Below are 21,775 nucleotides of genomic sequence, written 5' to 3' on the forward strand. Positions count from 1 at the left end.
GTGGCGGCGCGGGGTAGGGATCGTCGACGGCGGGGCCGGGGCGCGGAGGCCGCCCCCGCGACCCATCGGGACGTGAATTACCGCCAGTTGCGCAACCCGTTTCCGGTGATGGAGGTCTTTCCCGCCGACCAGATCGCCGACATGCACGAAACCGCCCTGCGCACGCTGGAGGAATTGGGCGTCAAGGTCCTGCTGCCCGAGGCGCGGCGCCTGTTCGCCGCCGCGGGCGCGCGGGTGGATGAAAACAGCGAGATGGTGTTCATCGGCCGCGATCTGGTCGAGGCCGCGGTGGCTTCGGCCCCGAAATCCACCGCCTGCCGGGCCGGGGCGCGGCATCGCGACTTCACGCTGGAACTGGGGAGCCTTGTCTTTCAACCCGGAGCGGGCGCGCCCAATGCCACCGATCTGGAACGCGGCCGCCGCCCGGCCAGTGGACAGGATTACCTCGAATTCTTGAAACTCACCCATCATTTCGACGTGTTCCAGATGATCTCGCCGCAGGTCGAGCCGCAGGACGTGCCGACCCACCTGCGCCACTATTTCACCACGCAGGCGCAGATGGAGCTGACCGACAAGTTCCCGTTCTTCTTCTCGCGGGGGACGCCGCAGGTGATGGACTGTTTCCAGATGCTGGCCGTCGCGCGGGGCCTGTCGGATGACGAGTTCCGCGCCCGGCCGCATTGCTACACGATCATCAACACCAACAGCCCGCGCACGCTGGACATTCCGATGGCGCAAGGACTGATAGACTTTGCCCGTCACGGGCAGATGTCGATCATCACGCCGTTCACGCTGATGGGGGCGATGGCGCCGATCACGGTTGCGGGCGCGATCACCCTGTCGCATGCCGAGGCGCTGGCCGCCCTGACCCTGACCCAACTGGCCAATCCCGGCGCGCCGGTCTGCTATGGCACGTTCACCAGCAACGTGGACATGAAATCAGGCGCCCCGGCCTTTGGCACGCCCTCGCATTTCCAGGCCTCGCTGGCGGCGGGGCAGTTGGCGCGGCATCTGGGCCTGCCGTGGCGGTCGGCGGCCGGATCGGCCTCGAACGCCAATGACGTGCAGGCGGCCAACGAAAATCAGTTCGGGCTGTGGGGCTGCCTGATGGCGGGGGCCACGGTGATCATCCATTCGGCCGGGTGGCTGGAAGGCGGCCTGACCGTGTCCTTCGAAAAGCTGGTCTGCGACGCCGAGGTGCTGAGCATGGTGGCCGAGCTGTGCGCAGGGGCTCAGGCCGGTCAGGCCGAGATCGGCTTTGACACTGCCTTGCGCGAGGTCGAGCCTGGCGGCCATTTCTTTGCCGCCAGCCAGACGATGGAGCGCTACACCACCGAATTCTACGAACCGCACCTGCATGACTATGCCAATTTCGGCACCTGGACCGAACGCGGATCGGTCGATGCGAGCCACCGGGCCACCGCGGTTTGGCGTGACATCCTGAACAATTTCGAACCACCCGCGCAGGGCCAGCCGGGGCTGGACGCCATGCGCGACTTCATTGCCCGCCGAACCGCCGAGGGCGGCGCGCCGCCGGAGAGTTGAGATGAACAGCAAACCGATCCTGCATCGTGACGACCCCAAGGCCGAGCCGCTTGTCGGCAACGTCAAGGTCACGCGCGACGACTGGTTGAACGTGGCGATGGACGTGCTGATCTCGGACGGGGTCGAGCAGGTCAAGGTGCTGAACCTGGCCGACCGCATGGCGGTGTCGCGGTCCTCGTTCTACTGGTATTTCAAATCCCGGCAGCAGCTGCTGGATGCGCTGCTGGATCGCTGGCAGGCCACCAACACCGCCGCCCTGATCGCGCAGGCCGAGGCCCCGGCCGAGACCATCACCGCCGCCGTCTGCAACGTGCATCGCTGTGTGGTCAACACCGCCCTGTTCGACACGGCGCTGGACTTTGCCGTGCGCGACTGGGCGCGGCGCTCGGGCAAGGTGCGGCGGATGCTGGACCAGTCCGATGCGCGCCGCCTGGCCGCGCTGCGCGCCATGTTCGCGCGCTTTGGTTATGAGGCGGTCGAGGCTGAAACCCGCGCGCGGGTGCTGTACTACATGCAGATCGGCTATGATCTGGCGCAGTTGAACGAGCCGTTGGCGACGCGCCTGTCGCTGGTGCCGCATTACTTGTACGTCTTTACCGGGGTCGAGCCGCGGCCCGAGGAAATCGAGGAATTCAGCGCCTATGCCAAGCGCTGCTGGGAAGGAGGATCGGATCATGAGCCAGCCTGACGCAATCATCATCGGAACCGGCGTGATCGGCGCGGCCATCGCGTTCGAGATGGCCAAGGCCGGCTGGAAGACCCTGTCGCTGGACCGCAACGCGCAGGTGGGGCATGGCTCGACCGCCGGGTCCTGCGCGATCATCCGGATGCATTATTCCACCTTCGACGGCACCGCCTTCGCATGGGAGGGCTATCACTACTGGCGCGACTGGGCCGACTATCTGGGCCTGCCCGACGGGGCCGATCTGGCGCAGCTCCGCGAGACCGGGTGCCTTGTCATGAAGACCGAGGCCAACGGCCACCTGTCAAAGCACATGAAATACAGCGCCGAGTTGGATTGCCCGTTTGAGGAATGGTCGGCCGAACAGATTCTCGACCGCCTGCCGATCTATTCTCTGGACAGTTTCGCCCCGGCCAAACGGATGGACGACCCAGCCTTTGGTCAGCCCAATGGCAGCAAGATGCAGGGGGCGGTGTTCTGGCCCAAGGCTGGCTATGTCACCGATCCGGCCCTGTCCGCGCAGAACCTGATGCAGGCGGCGACGCAGCGCGGTGCGCAGGTGCGGACCGGGGTCGAGGTCGTCGAAATCTTGCAGGAAGGTGGTAAGGTCAAAGGCGCCCGGCTGGCCTCGGGCGAAGAGATTCACGCGCCGGTGGTGATCAACGTGGCAGGGCCGGGATCGTCGATCATCAACCGCATGGCCGGGGTGCTGGACGACATGACCATCGAAACCCGCCCGCTGCGGCAGGAGGTGGTGCATGTTCCGGCGCCCGAAGGATTTGATTTCGAGCGTCAGGGAACCATCGTGTCGGACAGCGATATCGCCTGCTACTGCCGGCCCGAACATGGCAACCACATCCTGATAGGATCCGAGGATCCGGAATGCGACCCGCATCAGTGGTGCGAGAACGATGTCCATTACAACCACGATTTCACCGACCAGTGGACGACGCAGGCCATGCGCTATGCGCAGCGCGTTCCCAGTCTGGGCATTCCGTCCAGAACGCGGGGAGTGGTCGATCTGTACGACGCCTCGACCGACTGGATCCCGATCTATGACAAATCCAGCTTGCCGGGCTTCTACATGGCCTGCGGCACCAGCGGGAACCAGTACAAGAACGCGCCGATCGCGGGCAAGATGATGGCCGCGTTGGTCGAGTATTGCGAGGGCGGGGCGGATCACGACGCCCAGCCCCTGCAATTCGAGCTGCCCCATATCAAACGCACCATCGACGCGGGCTTTTACTCCCGCAAGCGACCCATCAACGAGGAAAGCAGTTTTTCCGTCCTTGGCTAGCCAAGCCGGACAAATGCGCTAGCTCTCTGGAAACACTGAGAAAGGGCGGGCGCGATGGCGGAGAATGACACCAAAGTTCTGATCTTGGGAAGTGCGCCCGCAGCGCTGGCGGCACGGGAATGGGCGCGTGGGCCGTTCACTCACATCGTGGTCATCAACAACGCCTGGCGCATCCGCGAAGATTGGGATTTCCTGATCCATCCCGAGGATTTTCCGGCCGAGAACCGTCCCGACTGTCTGACAGCGACACAGCGCATCGTGACGGCGCAGGATTATGTCCCGATCCAGAACGCGTATGGCGGTTTCGTCTATGCCGGAGGCACCATGGCCTTTACCGCCGGGTACTGGGCGCTGGGCGCTCTCAAACCATCGGTGATTGCCTTCTTTGGCTGCGACATGGTCTATCCGCGCTCGGGCAATACCCATTTCTACGGCCAGGGAACGGCCGATCCCTTGCGTGCTGACGTCACCCTGCGTTCGCTCGAGGCGAAATCGGCACGGCTGGCGCTGCTGGCGGCGCGTCAGGATTGCAACGTGGTGCGGTTGTCCGTTGGACCCAGCCGGCTGGTCTATCCGTCCGTCTCTCATACCGAAAAGATCCCCGAGGCCCGGCCGCGCCCTGAACACGTCGATGCTCTGCTGCAGGCCGAGTACGAGGCGGGCTACATGGTGCCATCCGGCCGGTATTGGGAGGTCGAAGACCGGTTCAATCCAGCCGTTGTCGACCGGCTGGATGCGGCTTGGCTTGCGGCCTACAAAGCCTCGGCGCTGGATCAGGCGGCCTGAGCGCGCGGCGCGCGCAACAAGTCTTCGACCTTTCGTCTGGCGGTCTCGGCCGCTTGTATCCGAACCGGGCCGTAACCGCGGATCTCGTCGGCGCAGGCCAGGATGCATTGCCACGTTTCGGCATCCCGATCCCCGTACTCGGCCATAAGGCGGTCCAACAGCCCCTGGTACCAATTCAGCAGATCGCGGTGCAGGCGCGCTTCGGCATGATAGCCAAACGGATTGAAAGCTGTTCCGCGCAGCGCCCGCATCTTTGACAGGCCCCGCAGAACCGGTTGCATCCAAGGTCCGAACGCCTTTTTCAGCGGTCGGCCCCGGGCATCCGTTTTGCGGCTCAGCAGGGGTGGGGCCATGTGGAAGCGGACCGTAAAATCGCCCTCGAACTGGTTGGCCAGATCCTTTGCGAAATGGTCCGAAGTCATCAGCCGCGCGACTTCGAACTCATCCTTGTAGGCCATGAAGCGGAACAGGTTGCGGGCGACGCTGCGCAGCAGGGTCTCGTCAGCCTGTGGCAGCGCCGAGCGGAGGGCGGCGATACGATCGGCGTAGGCCTGCGCGTATTTCGCGTTTTGATACTCGGTCAGGTAGGCGGTGCGGCGCGCAATCATCTGATCCAGAGTTTCTTCCGAACCAACGTCGTCGGAAGGCAGCGCCAGAACGTCCGGACGAACCGCCATGTTGCGCCCGATTGCAAAGGCCAGACGGTTCTTCTCGGCAGCGACGCCGTTCAGCAGAATCGCCTGACCCAGCGCGACATGCGATACCGGCACAAGACCGTGCTGCCACGCAAAACCCAGCATGATCACATTGGCAAACACGGCATCACCCAGCAGGGTTTCCGCCACCGCGTTGGCGTCGAAACCGAACAGGTTTTCCGCCCCGACCACGTTCTGAATGGCCTGTTCACGGGCATTTACCTGCAACTGAGCGTCGCGGCGCAGAACGATATCGCCGGTCGGCATTTCCGCCCGGTTCAGGACCACGCGCGTACCCTTGCGGTAATGTGCCGAGGCTTTGGGGGCCGAACTGACGACGACGTCGCAACCAATCACCGCATCGGCCGCGCCCTGATCAATGCGGACCTGGTTCAATGCGTTTGGAGTGTCGCCCAAACGGATATAGCTGAGAACGGTTCCGAATTTCTGTGCAAAGCCTGTGAAATCCAGGACCGAGGCGCCTTTCCCCTCGAGATGGGCCGCCATCGTGGTTAGCGCCCCCACCGTTACCACACCCGTGCCGCCGACGCCGGTGACCAGCAGCTCGAACGGCTTGTCCAGGCGGGGCAGGGCAGGGTCGGGCAGCCCGTCCTCGAGTGTTGCCAGATCCAGCTTTGCCATGCGTTTGCGGCGTTCGCCGCCTTCGATGGTCACGAAGCTGGGGCAGAATCCGTTGAGGCACGAGAAATCCTTGTTGCACGAGCTCAAATTGATCTTGCGCTTGCGGCCCAGCGGGGTTTTGCGCGGCTCGACGCTCAGGCAGTTCGACTCGACCGAGCAGTCGCCACAGCCCTCGCAGACCAGATCGTTGATCCAGACGAACCGCTTGGGGTCCTCCATCGTGCCGCGCTTGCGGCGGCGGCGTTTTTCGGTGGCGCAGGTCTGTTCATAGATCAGAACGGTCACGCCCGGGATCTCGCGCAACTCGCGTTGCAAGGTGTCCAGTTCGGCGCGGTCGTGGAACGTGGTTTCCGACGGGAAATCCGCGTGGTGGAATTTCGAGATGTCGTCCGAGACGACGGCGATCCGTTCCACGCCCTCGGCGCGGCAGGCCTGGGCGATGCCGGCCACGCTGACCGGGCCGTCCACCGGCTGGCCGCCGGTCATGGCCACGGCGTCGTTGTAGAGGATCTTGTAGGTGATGTTGGTCCCGGCCGCGACCGCCTGCCGGATCGCCAGCGAGCCCGAGTGATACCAGGTACCCTCGCCGAGGTTCTGGAAGATATGCTTGCCTCCGTTGAACTTGGACGCCACCACATGCGGCACGCCTTCGCCGCCCATCTGGGCATAGCCGACGGTGTGGCGGTCCATCCACGAGGCCATGACGTGGCAGCCGATGCCACTGGCCGCGATCGAGCCGTCAGGCACTTTGGTCGAGGTGTTGTGCGGACAGCCCGAGCAGAAATAGGGCGTGCGGGTCGCGCCGGGCACGTTGATCAGTTGCGGCGGCTGGTCCGTCAGCGCCTTGGCTTTGGCGGGCAGGTCCTCTTCGGGGAAGAACCGGTGCAGGCGGTCGGCCACGATCGGCACCAGCATCAGCGGGCTGAGTTCACCCGTCCAGGGGATCAGCGGCTCGCCGTGGCTGTCATATTTGCCCACCATCTTGTGCGGCTTGTCGCCGGGCCAGTCATAGAAATACTCCTTGAACTGGCTTTCGATGATGCCGCGCTTTTCTTCGACGACCAGCACCTCGGCCTTGCCCTTCACAAAGCGCAGCGCGTTGCGGCGCGCCAGCGGCCAGACCATGCCGACCTTGTAGATGTCGATGCCCAGACGGCGGCAGGCGGCCTCGTCCAGTCCCAGAAGGCGCAACGCCTCCATCAGGTCAAGATGCGCCTTGCCGGTGGTGACGAAGCCGAACTTGGCGTGGTCGAGGTCATAGATGCGCCGGTCGATCGGGTTGGCCTCGGCGAAGGCGCGCACGGCGCGCAGCTTGTGTTGGATGCGGGTCTCGATCTCGGGCGAGGGCAGGTCGGCGGCGCGCACATGCAACCCGCCGGGGGGCAGGTCGATCTCGGGCAGGATGAACTGTCGGTCGGGACGCAGCTCGACTGAGCGGGCGCTTTCGACGGTTTCCGAGATCGCCTTGAACCCGACCCAGGTGCCGGAGAACCGCGACAGCGCAAAGCCGTATTCGCCGAATTCCAGATACTCCTCGACCGAGGCGGGGTTCAGCGTGGGCATGAACCATGCCATGAAGGCGACGTCGGACTGGTGCGGCATCGAGGAGCTGACGCAGCCATGGTCGTCGCCGGCCACGACCAGCACGCCGCCCTTGGGCGCCGAGCCATAGGCATTGCCGTGTTTCAATGCGTCGCCTGAGCGGTCGACACCCGGCCCCTTGCCGTACCACATCGAAAAGATGCCTTCGAATTCGCACTGCGGGTCCAGCGTCGCCTGCTGTGCGCCCAGAACGGCGGTTGCGCCCAGATCTTCGTTCACGGCGGGCATGAACGTGATGCGGTCGGATTTCAACCGTTCGCGCGCGCGCCACAGCTCCAGGTCCAGCCCGCCCAAGGGCGAGCCGCGATAGCCCGAGACGAACCCGCCCGTGTTCAGCCCGGCATCGCGGTCGCGCCGCGCCTGATCCATCAGGATGCGCGCCAGCGCCTGCGTGCCGGTCAGGAATACGCGACGCTCGGTCTGTTCGTACCGGTCTGTGAGTTGATAAGTGCGAAGAGTGCTGTCGTGGCGGCTCATGGCTTGGACCTAAATTGGCTTTGAGATTGAACAACTGTAGTTCGGTATTTGCGAAATGTTGTGCCAATGGGTCCGCAAGCTTGATAAGGTTTCGAAAAAAATTGCCGAAAAACCCTAAGAAGACGAAAAGGCCTACCAAATGATACAGCTTGACGACAGAGATCGCCGGATTCTGACCCTGCTACAAAGGGACAGCCGTGTGTCGAATGCCGACCTTGCCGATGCGGTCGGGATGTCGACCTCGGCCCTTTGGAGACGGGTGCGCGCATTGGAAGAGGCCGGGATCATTGAACGCTACGGCGCAGTTGTGAACCCAGTCGCGCTGGGGTTGGGGTTTGAGGCGATCGTACATGTGCATCTGACGCGGCATGATCCCGACAAGATCGTGGAGTTCATCCGGGCAATCGAAACCTGCAAGGAAGTTCAGGAATGTTTCGCAACGACCGGTCAGGCAGACTATCACCTGCGAGTGCAGTGTCCCGATCTTGCCGCCTACAACGTCTTTTTGGAGAGGTTTCTGTTTCGTTTGCCTGCCGTCGCAAGTGCACAGACGAATGTGGTTCTGCGCGCGGTCAAACGCAATCGTTCGGTCGAGTTCTGATTACCGCGCGACGAATTCAACCCAGGCCCAGGCCATCGCGATGTAAGTGAGGTTGTGCAGGCATTGATCCAGACCGGCGGCCCGCCAAAAGGCGGCCTGATCAGGTTGCAATTGTTTCTTGTCGGAATAGCTGGCTTTGGCGAAATCGATATTGAAATGCACGATCCACTCAAGCGCACCGATGATCAGAATGAACGAAAGCGGCGCGCCGAATATCAGGAAAACCACGACTGAACCCACAACATGCACCGCGGCATGCTGTGCGCGCCCGACATGCAGGTACTCCCCCCGCCCAGACAGCATCTTGGGCGTTTGAAGGTAGAAATCGGCAAACATGTGTTTGATCTGCAGTGCACACAGCAGAAGCAACACAGTGCCAAGTGTAGCAGGCAAAAACTACCCTCCCGATATCGTCCTGACCTTCAGACTAAGGGCTATGAGACAGGATCGCAAATGAACTAGTTCACACAAGTCGAAATAGTTTTCGCCTTGGAAACCATTTGCCTATCCAAGCGCGATTGCAGTACCGTCGTGCTGCTTTGACCGCGGCAGGATCGCTGCAAAACAGTTTCGGGTCACCAGTAGGGGCAGGGGCCATAGAACGTTCAATTTTTGGATTTATTTGGAAGTATTCCAAGCGCGATCAGCTTGTTCTGCTGGCCGTGACGGCAACTTTGTTCCCGCTGCTGTACCTGACGCTTGAATTGCCCAAACGCATCATCAACGACGCAATCGGCGCCTCCAGCGAGATCGTGGATGTCTGGGGATACAGTCTGTCGCAGACGACGTTTCTGGTAATTTTGTGCTTCGCCTTTTTGGCGGCGGTGTTGGCGCATGGTTTGATGAAGATGCGCATCAACACGATGAAAGGCGTTCTCAGCGAACGAATGTTGCGCCGGTTCCGATACCAGTTGATCAACCGCGCACTTTTGTTTCCTCAACCCTATTTCGAGCGCGTCAGTCAGGGCGAACTGGTCTCGATGATCACCGCCGAAAGCGAGCCGATGGGCGGGCTGATGGGCGATGCGATCAGCCAACCTGTCCTTCAGGCGGGGCAGATGCTGACAATCCTGTCCTTTCTATTCCTGCAAAGCGTCTGGTTCGGATTGGCTGCTGTCGCGCTGATCCCATTGCAGGCCTGGCTGATCCCGCGATTGCAGCGCCAGATCAACCTGTTGAACAAGCGCCGGATCCAGGAGGTGCGCGTACTGGCCGCTCAGATCGGCGAGAATGCAGCAGGCGCGGCAACCCTGCGGCAGAACGGCGGCTGGCGCCATCGCCGAGCGCTGATTTCAGATCAACTGTCCCGGCTGTTCAGCATCCGGTTCGAGATCTACCAGAAAAAATTCTTCATGAAGTTCATCAACAACTTCATCTCTCAATTGACTCCGTTCCTGTTCTACCTGGTCGGTGGTTTGCTGGTTCTGCAGGGGTCGGTTTCGCTCGGTGCTCTCGTGGCCGCGCTCGCTGCCTACAAGGACCTCAGCTCGCCCTGGAAGGAGCTGCTAACCTACTACAACCAGACACAGGACATGTCTCTGCGCTGGGAGGTGGTCATCGAACGGTTCGCCCCGAGCGGCATGCTGGATGAAACCCTGTTCGAAGGCGAGCCCGACAGCCGACCGCACCTGAATGGCCCGATCGAGTTGGAGCAAGTCTCGGTGCGTGATCTGGATGGCAATCAGGTTCTGGATGATCTGAACCTGACCTTCCCCGCCGGCAAGACAATAGGGGTCGCCGCCCCCAGCGAAGAGGACCGCCGGGCCTTGGCTGATCTATTGACCCGGGAGATCCTGCCAAGTTCGGGCCGGGTCGAAATCGGGGGTGTTAACCTGTCCTCGCTGCACCAGGCCGTCGTGGCGGCCCGGATCGGTCATGCCACATCGCGACCGGTGATGTTCCAGGGAACCGTTGGCGGCAACGTGATGATGCCGATGCAGCTCAGGCCTCTGACCGCTCCACCGGAGGACGCGGACCACCTTGAAACGCTGCGTGCGGGCAACAGCCCCGATCCCTTCCGGGCCACTTGGCTGGACCCTTCCCTGGCCGGGTTCGAAACGGCCGAGCAGCTGCGCGATTGGTGGTTGAAGCTGATCGACGGACTGGGCTCCGGGCCCACTTTGTTCCAACGTGGGGCCGAGTTGGGTTTCGATCCCGAAAAACACCCCGACCTTGCTGCCAAGCTGATCGAGCTGCGGCCCTTGGTTCAGGACGCCGTCAAAAAGGCCGGTCTGGAGTCACAAGCTCTGATCTTCGACCGCATGACGTACAACGCTGCACTGCCCGTGGCCGAAAACCTGCTGTTTGCTGTGCCACGCGTGCAGGTGACGCAAGAGTTGTTGGCCCGGCAGACCATTTTCCTCGGGCAGTTGCGCGAGTTGGGTCTGGATGAAACACTGGTCGGCCTGACACGTGACGTGATCGAAATGCTGCGTCAGATCTTTGGCCTGGACGGGACGGATCACCCGTTGTTCCGGAAGCTGGGTCTTGAGGCCGCCACCTACGAAGCCGCTGTCGACCTGGTGGAGAGGACCCGGGAAACCGGCGCATCGGGGTTGGACGATGACCAGTTGGCCAGCCTGCTGGCGGTGCCTTTCGTGATCTCGGCCGAACAGATTGGGCCGGCCTTTTCCGAAGAGCTCAAGAACCGCATCCTCGAACTGCGGCACAGCCATTCCGACAAGTTGATGGAGCGCCTGAACGACGTGTTCGAGCCGCTGGACCCGGCCACCTTTGCGCCCGGATTGACCGTTATGGAGAATGCGCTGTTCGGCAAGGTCAGCCAGATTGGGGGCGCGCGGTCGGACGAGGTTCGGAAAGTGATCGCAGACGTGCTGACCAAAAACGGAGCCCGTCCGCTGGTGGTTGAGCTGATCTACGATGTACCGGTCGCGCTGGGCGGGCAGAACCTGCCGGCTGCGCTGGCCGAGCCTTTGGCCTTTACCCGAGCGACGATCAAGAAGCCGGATATCCTGATACTGGAAAACGCGCTGGCGAGTTATGGCATGGACACGCAGGTGGCTGTGTTCAGAAACCTGCGAGAGCTGCTTCCGGACGCCACGATCATCTACCTGAACGAACAGTTCAAGAACCCCGGCGCTTTCGACATGTTCGTCGAGATTCGACAGGGGCGCGTAGTGTCCGATCAGGTTCCGTCGGATGTCGAAGGTGACAGTGCAGCCTCGGCGGACCTCACGCGAAAGCTGCGTGCTTTGGAACAGACGCCGCTGTTTTCGGGGCTGGATCGTCGCCAGCTTCGACTGCTGGCTTTTGGTGCGCGCTGGTACGAGGCAAAGGCCGGCGAAGTCGTGTTCCTAAAGGATGACCAGCCGACCGATGGTGCCTACATGATCATCGACGGTGAAGCTGGCCTGTACCTGCCGCAGCCGCCCGAGGAGGATCGGCTGGTGACCCGCGTCGGCAGCGGTACCTTGGTGGGCGAACTGGGCCTGATCCGCAAAGAGCCCCGTGCGCTCAGCATGGTGGCCGAAACCGATCTGACCTGTCTGCGTATCGGCGAGGAAGAGTTCCTGGCCGTGGTAGAAAACGATGCTGCGACCGCGTTCAAGCTGTTGCAGGTGATCGCAGGCTATGTATCACGCTGACAGGTTCAGGCCTGCGGGCTACAGAACAGGGAATGCATCAACTCGATCACCTGCTTGGCTTTACCGTCGCGCAGCGAATAGTAGATGGTCTTGCCCTCTCGGCGGGTTGAAACCAGGCCTTCGGTTCGCAGACGCGCCAGCATCTGGCTGACCGCGGCCTGGCGCAACTTGAGCAAGGCTTCAAGCTCGCCCACCGAGCGTTCTCCAGCTGCGAGATGGCACAGGATCATCAAGCGGCCCTGATGCGCCAGCGTCTTGAGGAATGCCGCAGCTTGCGCGGCGCTTTCCTCCATTTCCGTGGGCAATTCGGATTGTGGGGTCGTCAATTCGGCGTCAGTGAAAGTCACGTGGTACCTTGGGGATGGAAATAAGGGGTGGACGCAGTATGCACCAACTTGTCGGAAATTGTCATCCCTCGGTTGCCGGGGCTCCGCCCTGAAACGCATTTCCGTTGACATAGTCGCAGGGGTCTTCCTGCATCTGCAGGTGCAGACCGTCGCCGGAATAGGGGTGGGCACGGGCCAGTTCCTCGTCGACATCGATGCCCAGGCCGGGGGCCGAAGGCGGCTCGACAAAGCCGTTCTCGACCCGGATCGAGCCCTTGATCAGCTGGTCATGAAACGGCGTTTCGATGGTCTCGAGCAGCAAAAGGTTCGGGATCGAGGCCGCAAGATGGATGTTCGCGGCCCATTCCACCGGCCCGGCATAGAGATGCGGCGCCATCTGGGCGTTGAAGACCTCGGCCATGGCGGCGACCTTCTTCATCTCCCAGATCCCGCCGGCCCGGCCCAAGGCGGGCTGCAGGATTTCGGCCGCTCCGGCGCGCAGAACCGCGCCGAATTCGGCCTTGGTCGTCATCCGCTCGCCCGTGGCCACGGGAATGCGGATATTGCGGGCGACGCGGGCCATGTCCTCGATCATGTCCGGGGGGGTGGGTTCTTCGAACCACAGCGGCGAGTAGAGCTCGATTGCCTGCCCAAGACGGATGGCGCCTGCAGTGTTGAACTGGCCATGGGTGCCGAACAGCAGGTCGGCCTTGTCGCCCACGGCGTCACGGATCGCCTTGCAAAAGGCCACCGACATCGAGATGTCGGACATGGCGGGCATATGCCCGCCGCGCATCGTGTAGGGGCCGGCGGGGTCGAACTTGACCGCGGTGAAGCCGCGCCGGACCATTTCGGCGGCGCTTTCCCCGGCCTGTTCGGGCGAGGTCCAGAAATCGGTCAGATTGTGTTGCGGTAGCGGGTACAGATAGGTGTAGGCGCGGATGCGGTCGTTCATCCGGCCGCCGATCAGAGCGTATACCGGGCGGTCCCGGTCCTTGCCCAGAATGTCCCAACACGCGATTTCCAGCCCCGAGAACGCGCCCATCACGGTCAGGTCGGGGCGCTGGGTGAAGCCGCTGGAATAGGCGCGACGGAACATAAGCTCGATATTCTCGGGGTTTTCGCCGGCCATGTGACGGTCGAACACGTCACGAATGACGTGTTTCATCGCCTCGGGACCGACCGAGGAGGCATAACACTCGCCCCAGCCCGTGATACCGGTATCGGTGGTGACCTTCACCAGAATCCAATAGCGCCCGCCCCAGCCCGGCGCGGGCGGAGCGGCCACGATGATGTCGAGATCCTGCAGTTTCATCCGGTCTCCTCCCGCCGGTGGTCCGGGGCCGTCAGCCCCGGTTGAAAACGATGACGTTGCGCTTGGCCGACCCGGTCTTGGTGTCCTCGATGGCTTCGTTGATCTGTTCCAGCGTCCAGCGCCCCGAGATCAGCTCGTCCAGCTTCAGCCGTCCCTGTTCATACAGATCGATCATCCACGGAATGTCGCGCTGGATCACCACGTCGCCCATCTTCGACCCGACCATGCCCTGACCGAGGGCCGCCAGAATGACTGGCTCATAGCTGGATTGCGCGCCGGAATGCGGCATGCCGATCATCACTGCCTTACCACCGCGACCCAGATAGCGGGGCGCCTGATCATAGGCGGGGATCGCACCGACGGTGATCAGAACCGCATCGGCCCCGCGACCGCCCAGGGCCTTGTAGGCTGCCTTCCACGGTTCTTTCAGTGTGGCCAGAACCCCATGCGTGGCGCCGAATTCCTTGGCGATTTCAAGCTTTTCCTCGGTCATGTCGACGGCCACGATCCGCCGGGCCCCGGCCAGCCGCGCGCCCTGGATGGAGTTCAGGCCCACACCGCCAGCACCGATGACCACGACATCCTGACCCGGGCGCAACTGCGCGGCGTTGACCGCCGCCCCCACGCCGGTGATCACCCCGCAGGACAGTAGGCTGGCCACGTCCTTGGGCATCGCGTCGGGTATCTTGACGATCTGGCGGTGGCTGACCACGACCTTTTCGGCAAAGGCGCCACAGGCCATCGCTTGTTCCAGCGGCCCACCGTCCGCTGTGCGCAGCGGGCCCTTGACGGTATCATAGGGCGTTTCGCAGATCACCGGCTTGCCGCTGGCGCAGGACGGGCAAGACCCGCAGGCGCGGATCAGGGTCACCACGACCGCATCGCCCACCTTGAAACCGCCGCTTGCATCGCCGACGGCCGAGACCACGCCAGCGGCCTCGTGCCCGTAGACGGCGGGCAGAAAGCCGCCCCAGGCGCCGCTGGCATAGGTGATGTCGGAATGGCAGATCGCCACCGCATCCAACGTGACCTCGACCTCGCCCATGCCGGGCGGCGCGATCTGGATGTCTTCGATGACAAGCGGTTCGTTGAAGGCGCGGCATACGGCGGCTTTGATGGTCTGCATGGATCCCTCGTTTGGTTTGGGCCACGGTGACGCGGGAATCTGCGGTCCGCAAGGCTGAAACCGTCATTCCCGTGTCGTTGTTACGTTTCGCTGGGATGTGCGCGCAGAAACATGACGAATCCGGCCAGCATCAGCAGCAATGCCAACAGGAACGGGGCTCCTGGAAGGTAGAATGCTGCATCAACGCGCGCGAATTGGGCGAAAACGGTGGTCATCACCAACGGGGAGATCACCATCGACAGCGCGTGGAGCGCGGCCAGAACCCCCTGAAGCTCTCCCTGCTGCGAATCCGGTGTTGCGCGTGACATCTGTGCCTGAAGGGCTGGCGTCACGACGGCGCCCAGTGCGGTGATCGGAATCAGCATCAACGCAATCGTGCCGTTTGTGAGAAAACCCAGGGCCAGAAAGCTGACGATCTCGAAGATCATGCCCCAAACAATCGTGGTCCGCTCTCCCAAGTGGCGGGTGGCGGGGCGGATCAACCCGCCCTGAACCGCCGCCATGCCCAATCCGTAGACCGCGAGTGACAACCCGATCATCTGCGGTGACCAACCGAAACGCTCGGTCGTGAAGTATGACCAGATGGCGGGATAGACGTAGATCGATACCGAGTACAAAAAGTATACCCACAGCAACGGTCGGATGCCGGGCAGGGCGGCGATGGCCCGCAATGCGCTATCAGGACGCGCGCGGTGCCAGCGGAATCCGCGGCGGTTTTTGTCCGTTACCGTCTCAGGCATAACCGCGAGGCCCAGCAGGAAATTCGCAAATGACAATCCGGCAGCCGCCCAGAACGGGGCGCGGGTTCCGTATTCGCTCAGCAATCCGCCCATCAAAGGGCCGAGGACGAAACCCACACCAAAAGCTGCTCCGATAAGACCGAAATTGGCGGCCTTTTCATGAGGTTTCGAAACGTCCGCCATAAAGGCCGCTGCGGTAGAGTGGGTGGCCGCCGTGATGCCACCCACGATGCGGCCGATCAGCAGCAGCCAGATGCTGCCGGCCATGGCCATGACCACGTAGTCCAGGCTCATGACAAACAGGGAAACCAGCAAGACCGCGCGGCGTCCGTGAGCATCCGACAGGTTGCCCAGCACCGGACCGAACAGGAATTGCATCGCGGCAAAGGCCGTGCTGAGGATCCCGCCCCAGATGGCTGCCGATGCCAGAGAGCCGCCCTGAACCTCGACGATCAGCTGAGGCATGATCGGCATGACCAGTCCGATGCCCATGGCATCGATCATGACAGTGCCGAGAACGAACAGAAAAGGAAGACGCATGAAACCGCACGAATGACTTATTTTGCAGGACCTTAGTCGCCCGCCTGTCGTGTTGTAACCCGGTCTTTTGTGATCGAGGCGAAATTCTCGACTGACGGCACGTCAGCCTTGGCCGGGCCGGATCTCAGACGCGGGTGGCGATTTCGTTCAGGTGTCGAGCCAGATCCGCGGGATGCGAGAAGAATGGAGAATGGGAACTGTCGATCGTCAGGCGCAATTCGGGCGGCGCGCAATGGCTCATCTCTTCCTGGTACTCAGTTGGAATCGTCCGGTCATCCATGGTGCGGAGATAGGCCTTGGGAATTCCGTCAAAACGCTCGCTCAGGTCCAACGGCGTGTCCTGCGGGCGGATGGCCTGCGGGCACAGGCGGGCCAGGGCATAGGTGACAACGTCGGCCGGACAGTCGTGATAGAAGAGAGATTGCACCCGATCCGGCAACACGCTGTAGGACAGTCCGTCTGCCGATTTCTCGACCGCATCGCCAATCAGCTGTCTTGGTGCACGCCGGCGCATTTCTATCATCGACAGCCCGGAGACCGGCACGTAGGCGCAGACATAGATCAGGGCTCGCATCCGATCTGAGGCGAATTCGGCGGCCGCACTGATCGGGTAGCCGCCCCAGGAATGGCCGACAAGAATCGTTTGCGGGGTCGTGGCATTCAACACCGCATCTCGACACGTCTCGAGCGTGACCTCGGATACTGGGGTCGGGTCCGATCCATGACTGGGCAGGTCGATCGCCCGGACCGAATGCCCCAGATTCTCAAGTTCCGGTATCAGATCGCGCCAGCACCATGCGCCGTGGCAAGACCCGTGAACAAGAAGAAATTCCGCCACCGTGACCTCCTTCAGATATGTCCGGTTTCTCGCAGAAAAGCGTTCAGCAGCTCGGCGTAGACCTCGGGCCGCTCGACGCAGGGCAGGTGCCCGGCCTTGCGGATCAGCTCGAACCGGGAGCCGGGGATCAGGTCGACGGTTTCGCGCACCAAATCGGGAGGGGTCGAGCCATCTTCCGAGCCCGCAATTCCCAGCGTCGGCAGTCTGAGCCCGCTGGTTGGCGTATAGAAATCCGTGCCCGAGATGGCGGAGCAGCAGCCCAGATACCCCTGCACCGGTTGGCGTACCATCATATTGCGCCATAGCTCGACATCGGGGGTTTCCCGAAATGCTTTCGAAAACCAGCGCTCCATGGTTGCGTCGGCCAGCGCCTCGATCCCACCTGCACGAACGGCGGCCATCCGATCGGCCCACATGGCGGGCGTCCCGATTTTGGCGGCCGTGTTGGACAGGACCATCGCCCGGATCTGATCCATCCGCTTGACGGCCAGCCCCTGCGCGATCATTCCGCCGATCGACAGGCCGACGAAGACGCAATCCCGCACCTCGAGAAAGTCCAGGAGCCGCTCGGCATCGCGCACCAGACTTCCCATCGAATAGGGACCATCCGGTTGCGAGGACAGGCCGTGCCCCCGCTTGTCATAGCGGATGATGCGCAGACCTTTGGGGAGCAGAGGCAGCACGGGGTCCCACAAGCGCATGTCGGTGCCCAACGAATTGGCAAAGACCAGAGGTGGACCATCCGGGTCACCGTCCAAGCGATAGTGAATCTGAACATCTCCGAAATCAGCGATGTGCATCTGGTCAGCCTTTTTTGCTGCGATCATTCCGACAGTTTACGCCGCGATTTATTGCATCTGTCCTAACCCGTTGTCAGGTAAGGAATTCCAACGCGCGGGCAAAGACCTGCGGATCGACATTCCCGCCCGATGCCACGACGATAACGGCGTCGCCCTGGATCTCGTCCTTGCGGAACAACGCCGACGCCAACGAGACTGCCCCACCCGGTTCCAGAACGACCTTGAGGCGCAGGAACGCCAAGGCCATGGCGCGGAGAGCCTCGTCTTCGGATACCGCCAATCCCGGTCCGCAGAGGCGACGGAGGATCGGGAAGGTGATATCACCGGGCCGCGGTGTCAGGATCGCGTCGCAGATATTGCCTGCGGCTGCGTTGTTGGTCTGAACGGACCCCGAGGCCAGGGATCTTTTGACATCGTCGAATCCTTCGGGCTCGCAGGGGCGTGCCCTGAGACCCGGCGCATGTTTTCCCAAGGCAAGTGCCACGCCTGAGGTCAGTCCACCGCCACCACAGCATACCAGAACATCGGCGTCGGTCACGCCGAGATCGCGCGCCTGCCGCGCCACCTCGAGGCCGACGGTACCCTGACCGGCGATCACCTGCGGTTCGTCATACGGGCGGATCAACGTAAGACCGCGCTCCCGGGACAACGCCTCGCCGATCTCTTCGCGGCTTTCATTGGAGCGATCATAAAGTATGACCTCGGCGCCCAAAGCTCGGGTGTTTTTGATTTTCAGAGCCGGCGCGTCGGACGGCATGATAATGACGGACTGAACACCATGAAGTGTAGCCGCATGCGCCACGCCCTGCGCGTGGTTGCCTGATGAATACGCGATGACCCCGCGTTTGCGAGCCTCGGCATCCAGGGCGGAAATCGCAGACCACGCGCCGCGAAACTTGAAGCTTCCAGTGTGTTGAAGACACTCGGGCTTGACCAGAACGCGCCGCCCGGCAAGTTCGTCCAGAAACGGCGATGTGAGGATCGGGGTTTCGCGCGCGTGCCCTTGCAGGCGCACGGCAGCGGCTTCGATCAGGTCAATTGTGCTCATATCAAATCCAGTACCTTGCGAATGACGGTTATGGACTGCGGTTCGTCCAGAAAAGGAACATGGCCCCGGTCGGGCACTTCGGCCGAAATCAACCCCGCATGACGCCGGTGCATCTCTGCAAGTGTCTGGGCGCTAAGCAAGTCCGAGTTCGCCCCACGGATCACTCCGGTGGGAAGCGGGTTCAGGGCTTCGAACAATGGCCACAAATCAGCGGGCGGGCCCGCTGCAATCTGTTCTTGCAACGCGGTTCTCAATGCGGGGTCATAGCGCAACCGCAGGCCGGTGCCGGTTTCTTCGTACTGGAATGCGGCCTGCTTTCTCCAGGTTTCAATCGATACGCCCGGAAACTGCGGGTCCATTGCCTGTTTCAGCGCAAAAGCGGCCTGTTCCAGCGTTGTTGCGGCAGGAGCCTTGCCGACATAATCCATGATGCGCCCGATGGTCGACGGTTCGATTACGGGGCCCACATCATTCAAAATGACGGCACTCAGACGTTCGGGGCGAATTGCGGCGAGGGTCATGGCAATCAACCCGCCACGCGAGGTGCCAAGGATGCTGGCCCGATGGAGCTTCAGATGATCCAACAACTCGATCACGTCCTGTGCCTCGCGCGGAACGGTATAGTTGCGATAATCCGGATCAAAATCCGAGTCTCCGCGCCCCCGATAGTCCATCGTAATGACACGCAGTCCGTTGGCGTACGGCGTGAAGAAGGAAAAATCCCGGCTGTTTCTGGTCAGGCCGGCAAGGCACAGCAGCGGCTTGCCGCTGCCTGTATCTTCGTAGGTCAGGCGCAGACCGTCAGACGTCGTGAATTGTGGCATCAAACGCCTGCCAGTTCCGGAATCGAGGTCAGGTCGGACAGGACATGCGCCGGGGTCCACGGCAAGCGGTCCATCGGCTCGCCGGCGCGGTTGACCCAGGCCGTAACGAACCCGTACCCGCTGGCTCCGGCGGCGTCCCAACCATTCGAGCTGACGAACAGAACGTTCGATCGTTCGCACCCGAAACGGTCGCACACAAGATCATAGACCCGGGCATGCGGTTTGAAGACGCCGACGCTTTCGACTGACAGTATGTCGTCCAATACGCCGCCGATACCCGCAGATCTGACCGCGCCTTCCAGCATGGGCGGCGATCCGTTTGACAGGATTGCGGTCTGCATCCCGCCATCCTTGAGCGCCTTCAGCATGGCCGGAACCTCGGGATAGGCCTGCAGTTCCCAATACAGGTCCAGCAGTCTCTGCCGCAGCGCTGGGTCCCCCTGCAGGCCTGTCGCCTCGAGCGCCCAGTCCAGGCCATCCTGCGTTACGTCCCAGAAATCGGCATGTGCGTCCGCCACAGCACGCAGCCACGTGTATTGCAGCTGTTTCAACCGCCAGTGGTTGGCCAGTTCAGGCCACTTGTCACGCAGCGCATCCTGGCCCGGTTCGGCGGCCGCCTGACGCGCGGCTGCGGCCACGTCGAAAAGGGTTCCGTACGCATCGAAAACGCAGGTTGTGATCGCCATCTGCCTCTCCCCATCTTCCGGGGCAGGTTGGCACAGGCCATGCGCGGGTTAAAGCGTAAAAGGGTTTACATTGCCGGGTCAGTCTCTAGGTTGGACCGCTCATTCCAAACTCAGGTCGGAGACAGTCATGACCGCGATCAAACAAGGCGACACGGTTCGCATTCACTACACTGGAACTTTGCGGGACGGCAACGTTTTCGACAGCTCGGAAGGACGCGATCCACTTGAGTTCGCCGTGGGGTCCGGCCAGATCATTCCCGGTCTGGACGCCGCTCTGCCGGGTATGGAAATCGGCGAGAAGAAGCGGGTCGAAGTGGATTGTCAGGACGCCTATGGGCCGATCAATCCCGCTATGCGCCAGGACGTCCCGCGCGAAGGCATCCCGGACGACATCCCGCTGGACCCCGGCACCCAGCTGCAGATGCAGACCCCCGATGGTCAGGCGCTGCCTGTGACGGTGGTGGACGCCAACGAAGAAACCGTGACCCTGGACGCAAACCATCCGCTGGCGGGCCAGGATCTGATCTTCGACATCGAGGTCGTTTCGATCAACTGATCAGCGCGCGTTCAGCCGCCCAACAATGACCCAACCGCCTCGCGAAGCTGCGGTTGGGTATAGAAGATCCACAATACCAACAATGTCGTCAGGGTCAGCAGCAGCGTTCGCGCGCGGCTGCTGAGCACTCCGGTCTTGCGACGAGAGTGAGATGCACGCGAATTGGTCGCGATTATCCGGTCTAGTTTGCTCATGTGATATCCCTGCCGCGGAAGTTTGGTAAAATCTTGGCAACGACAGGGAAAGATCGCGTCACATGAAGTCGGGCTGAGGCATTCCCAAGATGTGGAAACCGCCGTCTACGCGAATGATTTCACCGGTGGTGCAGGCCCCTGCGTCCGACGCAAGGTAAACGGCCGTGCCGCCAACCGCTTCGAGCGTAGCATTCGATCGCAGCGGGGCGTTCTGGTCGCAAAACTTGTAGGTCTTGCGAGCCCCCCCGATGGCCGCGCCGGCCAGGGTTTTCATAGGCCCGGGCGAGATAGCGTTGACCCGGATCCCGTCGGGGCCCAGATCATTCGCAAGATAGCGCGTCGCCGATTCCAGAGCAGCCTTTGCAACACCCATGACATTGTAGTTCGGCACGACCTTGTTCGAACCCTGATAGGTCAGCGTGAGCAGCGTCCCGCCGTTTTCCTTCATCATCGGATAGGCGCGACGGGCCACTTCGATGAATGAATAGGCCGAGACATCCAGCGAGTGCTTGAAATTCGCCCGCGTGGTGTTCAGGAATCGCCCGGTCAGCTCGGTCTTGTCCGAGTAGGCGATGGCGTGGACGAGGAAATCAATCGTTGGCCAACGGGCGGCCAGTTCTTCGAATGCCCGGTCCAGCGATGCGTCATCGGTCACGTCCGCATCGACCATGAAGTCGCTGCCCAGGCTCTGCGCAAGCGGTTCCAGCCGTTTTCCGAAAGCCTCGCCCTGGTAGGTGAATGCCAGTTCAGCGCCTGCCTCGTGCATGGCCTTGGCAATGCCCCAGGCGATCGACCGATCATTGGCGACGCCCATGATCAGCCCGCGCTTACCCTTCATAGAATCCGACAT

20 protein-coding genes are annotated in these 21,775 nt (G+C 62.1%); 7 read left to right on the forward strand and 13 right to left on the reverse strand.

What is annotated here, in order from left to right:
• The 4 genes from ACR0IR_RS00785 to ACR0IR_RS00800 are packed head-to-tail and all read left to right on the forward strand — an operon-like array spanning position 1 to position 4,310.
• Positions 1–1,545 carry a trimethylamine methyltransferase family protein gene (locus ACR0IR_RS00785; RefSeq protein WP_170364956.1) on the forward strand — a complete coding sequence of 515 codons (1,545 nt, stop codon included), beginning with the start codon at positions 1–3 and terminating at the stop codon, positions 1,543–1,545.
• Position 1,546: 1 nt separating this feature from the next.
• A complete protein-coding gene (locus tag ACR0IR_RS00790; protein WP_170364953.1) occupies positions 1,547–2,233 on the forward strand; it encodes a TetR/AcrR family transcriptional regulator in 687 nt (228 codons plus the stop codon).
• Entirely contained in the window at positions 2,220–3,524 is a 1,305-nt protein-coding gene (locus tag ACR0IR_RS00795) for an NAD(P)/FAD-dependent oxidoreductase (RefSeq protein ID WP_170364951.1), read from the forward strand. Before ACR0IR_RS00790 ends, ACR0IR_RS00795 begins: the two co-directional genes overlap by 14 nt.
• 54 nt (positions 3,525–3,578) lie before the next feature.
• On the forward strand, positions 3,579–4,310 hold the full coding sequence (locus ACR0IR_RS00800) for a hypothetical protein (protein ID WP_170364949.1): 732 nt from the start codon (positions 3,579–3,581) through the stop codon (positions 4,308–4,310).
• Here ACR0IR_RS00800 and ACR0IR_RS00805 read toward each other — a convergent pair.
• A complete protein-coding gene (locus tag ACR0IR_RS00805) occupies positions 4,298–7,726 on the reverse strand; it encodes an indolepyruvate ferredoxin oxidoreductase family protein (RefSeq protein ID WP_170364947.1) in 3,429 nt (1,142 codons plus the stop codon). The two genes, ACR0IR_RS00800 and ACR0IR_RS00805, sit on opposite strands and share 13 nt — an antisense overlap.
• A gap of 139 nt (positions 7,727–7,865) precedes the next feature.
• Between ACR0IR_RS00805 and ACR0IR_RS00810 the strand changes: the two genes are divergently transcribed.
• On the forward strand, positions 7,866–8,327 hold the full coding sequence (locus ACR0IR_RS00810) for an Lrp/AsnC family transcriptional regulator (RefSeq protein WP_170364945.1): 462 nt from the start codon (positions 7,866–7,868) through the stop codon (positions 8,325–8,327).
• On the opposite strand, the gene ACR0IR_RS00815 is transcribed toward ACR0IR_RS00810, so the two are convergent.
• On the reverse strand, positions 8,328–8,720 hold the full coding sequence (locus ACR0IR_RS00815) for a DUF3307 domain-containing protein (protein WP_093964572.1): 393 nt from the start codon (positions 8,718–8,720) through the stop codon (positions 8,328–8,330).
• Positions 8,721–8,935: 215 nt separating this feature from the next.
• On the opposite strand from ACR0IR_RS00815, the gene ACR0IR_RS00820 reads away from it, so the two are divergent.
• Positions 8,936–11,932, forward strand: coding sequence for a cyclic nucleotide-binding domain-containing protein (locus tag ACR0IR_RS00820; protein WP_170365205.1), 2,997 nt, complete (start codon positions 8,936–8,938; stop codon positions 11,930–11,932).
• Positions 11,933–11,937: 5 nt separating this feature from the next.
• Here ACR0IR_RS00820 and ACR0IR_RS00825 read toward each other — a convergent pair whose 3' ends face one another.
• From ACR0IR_RS00825 to ACR0IR_RS00865, 9 genes are all read right to left on the reverse strand, one after another.
• Positions 11,938–12,225 carry an ArsR/SmtB family transcription factor gene (locus tag ACR0IR_RS00825; protein ID WP_170340532.1) on the reverse strand — a complete coding sequence of 96 codons (288 nt, stop codon included), beginning with the start codon at positions 12,223–12,225 and terminating at the stop codon, positions 11,938–11,940.
• A 115-nt stretch (positions 12,226–12,340) separates the two neighbouring features.
• Complete coding sequence (locus ACR0IR_RS00830; protein ID WP_170364944.1) at positions 12,341–13,573, reverse strand: mandelate racemase/muconate lactonizing enzyme family protein; 1,233 nt, start codon at positions 13,571–13,573, stop codon at positions 12,341–12,343.
• A gap of 31 nt (positions 13,574–13,604) precedes the next feature.
• Complete coding sequence (locus ACR0IR_RS00835) at positions 13,605–14,699, reverse strand: Zn-dependent alcohol dehydrogenase (RefSeq protein WP_170364942.1); 1,095 nt, start codon at positions 14,697–14,699, stop codon at positions 13,605–13,607.
• Between the two features lie 80 nt (positions 14,700–14,779).
• Positions 14,780–15,979, reverse strand: coding sequence for a TCR/Tet family MFS transporter (locus tag ACR0IR_RS00840; RefSeq protein WP_170364941.1), 1,200 nt, complete (start codon positions 15,977–15,979; stop codon positions 14,780–14,782).
• 124 nt (positions 15,980–16,103) lie between these two features.
• On the reverse strand, positions 16,104–16,817 hold the full coding sequence (locus ACR0IR_RS00845) for an alpha/beta fold hydrolase (RefSeq protein ID WP_480778952.1): 714 nt from the start codon (positions 16,815–16,817) through the stop codon (positions 16,104–16,106).
• Between the two features lie 11 nt (positions 16,818–16,828).
• Positions 16,829–17,617 carry a 3-oxoadipate enol-lactonase gene (gene pcaD, locus ACR0IR_RS00850; protein WP_170365203.1) on the reverse strand — a complete coding sequence of 263 codons (789 nt, stop codon included), beginning with the start codon at positions 17,615–17,617 and terminating at the stop codon, positions 16,829–16,831.
• Between the two features lie 73 nt (positions 17,618–17,690).
• Complete coding sequence (locus ACR0IR_RS00855) at positions 17,691–18,665, reverse strand: threonine ammonia-lyase (protein ID WP_170364939.1); 975 nt, start codon at positions 18,663–18,665, stop codon at positions 17,691–17,693.
• On the reverse strand, positions 18,662–19,489 hold the full coding sequence (locus ACR0IR_RS00860; RefSeq protein ID WP_170364937.1) for an alpha/beta fold hydrolase: 828 nt from the start codon (positions 19,487–19,489) through the stop codon (positions 18,662–18,664). Before ACR0IR_RS00860 ends, ACR0IR_RS00855 begins: the two co-directional genes overlap by 4 nt.
• Entirely contained in the window at positions 19,489–20,175 is a 687-nt protein-coding gene (locus ACR0IR_RS00865) for a haloacid dehalogenase type II (protein WP_170339856.1), read from the reverse strand. The genes ACR0IR_RS00860 and ACR0IR_RS00865 overlap by 1 nt, the downstream gene beginning before the upstream one ends.
• 127 nt (positions 20,176–20,302) lie before the next feature.
• Here ACR0IR_RS00865 and ACR0IR_RS00870 point away from each other — a divergent pair, with 127 nt between their 5' ends.
• Positions 20,303–20,731: an FKBP-type peptidyl-prolyl cis-trans isomerase gene (locus tag ACR0IR_RS00870; RefSeq protein ID WP_170339858.1), complete on the forward strand. Its 429-nt coding sequence runs from the start codon at positions 20,303–20,305 to the stop codon at positions 20,729–20,731.
• Between the two features lie 11 nt (positions 20,732–20,742).
• Here ACR0IR_RS00870 and ACR0IR_RS00875 read toward each other — a convergent pair whose 3' ends face one another.
• On the reverse strand, positions 20,743–20,925 hold the full coding sequence (locus ACR0IR_RS00875; protein ID WP_170357073.1) for a hypothetical protein: 183 nt from the start codon (positions 20,923–20,925) through the stop codon (positions 20,743–20,745).
• A 58-nt stretch (positions 20,926–20,983) separates the two neighbouring features.
• Entirely contained in the window at positions 20,984–21,775 is a 792-nt protein-coding gene (locus ACR0IR_RS00880; protein WP_170364936.1) for an enoyl-ACP reductase FabI, read from the reverse strand.

The organism is Ruegeria sp. CF2 (assembly GCF_056537385.1).

Bases quoted from the DNA above. Each gene is read 5' to 3' on its own strand.
- ACR0IR_RS00790 (WP_170364953.1), top strand. From the start codon at position 1,547: ATGAACAGCAAACCGATCCTGCATCGTGACGACCCCAAGGCCGAGCCG.
- ACR0IR_RS00795 (WP_170364951.1), top strand. From the start codon at position 2,220: ATGAGCCAGCCTGACGCAATCATCATCGGAACCGGCGTGATCGGCGCG.
- ACR0IR_RS00800 (WP_170364949.1), top strand. From the start codon at position 3,579: ATGGCGGAGAATGACACCAAAGTTCTGATCTTGGGAAGTGCGCCCGCA.
- ACR0IR_RS00805 (WP_170364947.1), bottom strand. From the start codon at position 7,726: ATGAGCCGCCACGACAGCACTCTTCGCACTTATCAACTCACAGACCGG.
- ACR0IR_RS00810 (WP_170364945.1), top strand. From the start codon at position 7,866: ATGATACAGCTTGACGACAGAGATCGCCGGATTCTGACCCTGCTACAA.
- ACR0IR_RS00825 (WP_170340532.1), bottom strand. From the start codon at position 12,225: ATGGAGGAAAGCGCCGCGCAAGCTGCGGCATTCCTCAAGACGCTGGCG.
- ACR0IR_RS00830 (WP_170364944.1), bottom strand. From the start codon at position 13,573: ATGAAACTGCAGGATCTCGACATCATCGTGGCCGCTCCGCCCGCGCCG.
- ACR0IR_RS00835 (WP_170364942.1), bottom strand. From the start codon at position 14,699: ATGCAGACCATCAAAGCCGCCGTATGCCGCGCCTTCAACGAACCGCTT.
- ACR0IR_RS00840 (WP_170364941.1), bottom strand. From the start codon at position 15,979: ATGCGTCTTCCTTTTCTGTTCGTTCTCGGCACTGTCATGATCGATGCC.
- pcaD (WP_170365203.1), bottom strand. From the start codon at position 17,617: ATGCACATCGCTGATTTCGGAGATGTTCAGATTCACTATCGCTTGGAC.
- ACR0IR_RS00855 (WP_170364939.1), bottom strand. From the start codon at position 18,665: ATGAGCACAATTGACCTGATCGAAGCCGCTGCCGTGCGCCTGCAAGGG.
- ACR0IR_RS00860 (WP_170364937.1), bottom strand. From the start codon at position 19,489: ATGCCACAATTCACGACGTCTGACGGTCTGCGCCTGACCTACGAAGAT.
- ACR0IR_RS00865 (WP_170339856.1), bottom strand. From the start codon at position 20,175: ATGGCGATCACAACCTGCGTTTTCGATGCGTACGGAACCCTTTTCGAC.
- ACR0IR_RS00870 (WP_170339858.1), top strand. From the start codon at position 20,303: ATGACCGCGATCAAACAAGGCGACACGGTTCGCATTCACTACACTGGA.
- ACR0IR_RS00875 (WP_170357073.1), bottom strand. From the start codon at position 20,925: ATGAGCAAACTAGACCGGATAATCGCGACCAATTCGCGTGCATCTCAC.
- ACR0IR_RS00880 (WP_170364936.1), bottom strand. From the start codon at position 21,775: ATGTCGGATTCTATGAAGGGTAAGCGCGGGCTGATCATGGGCGTCGCC.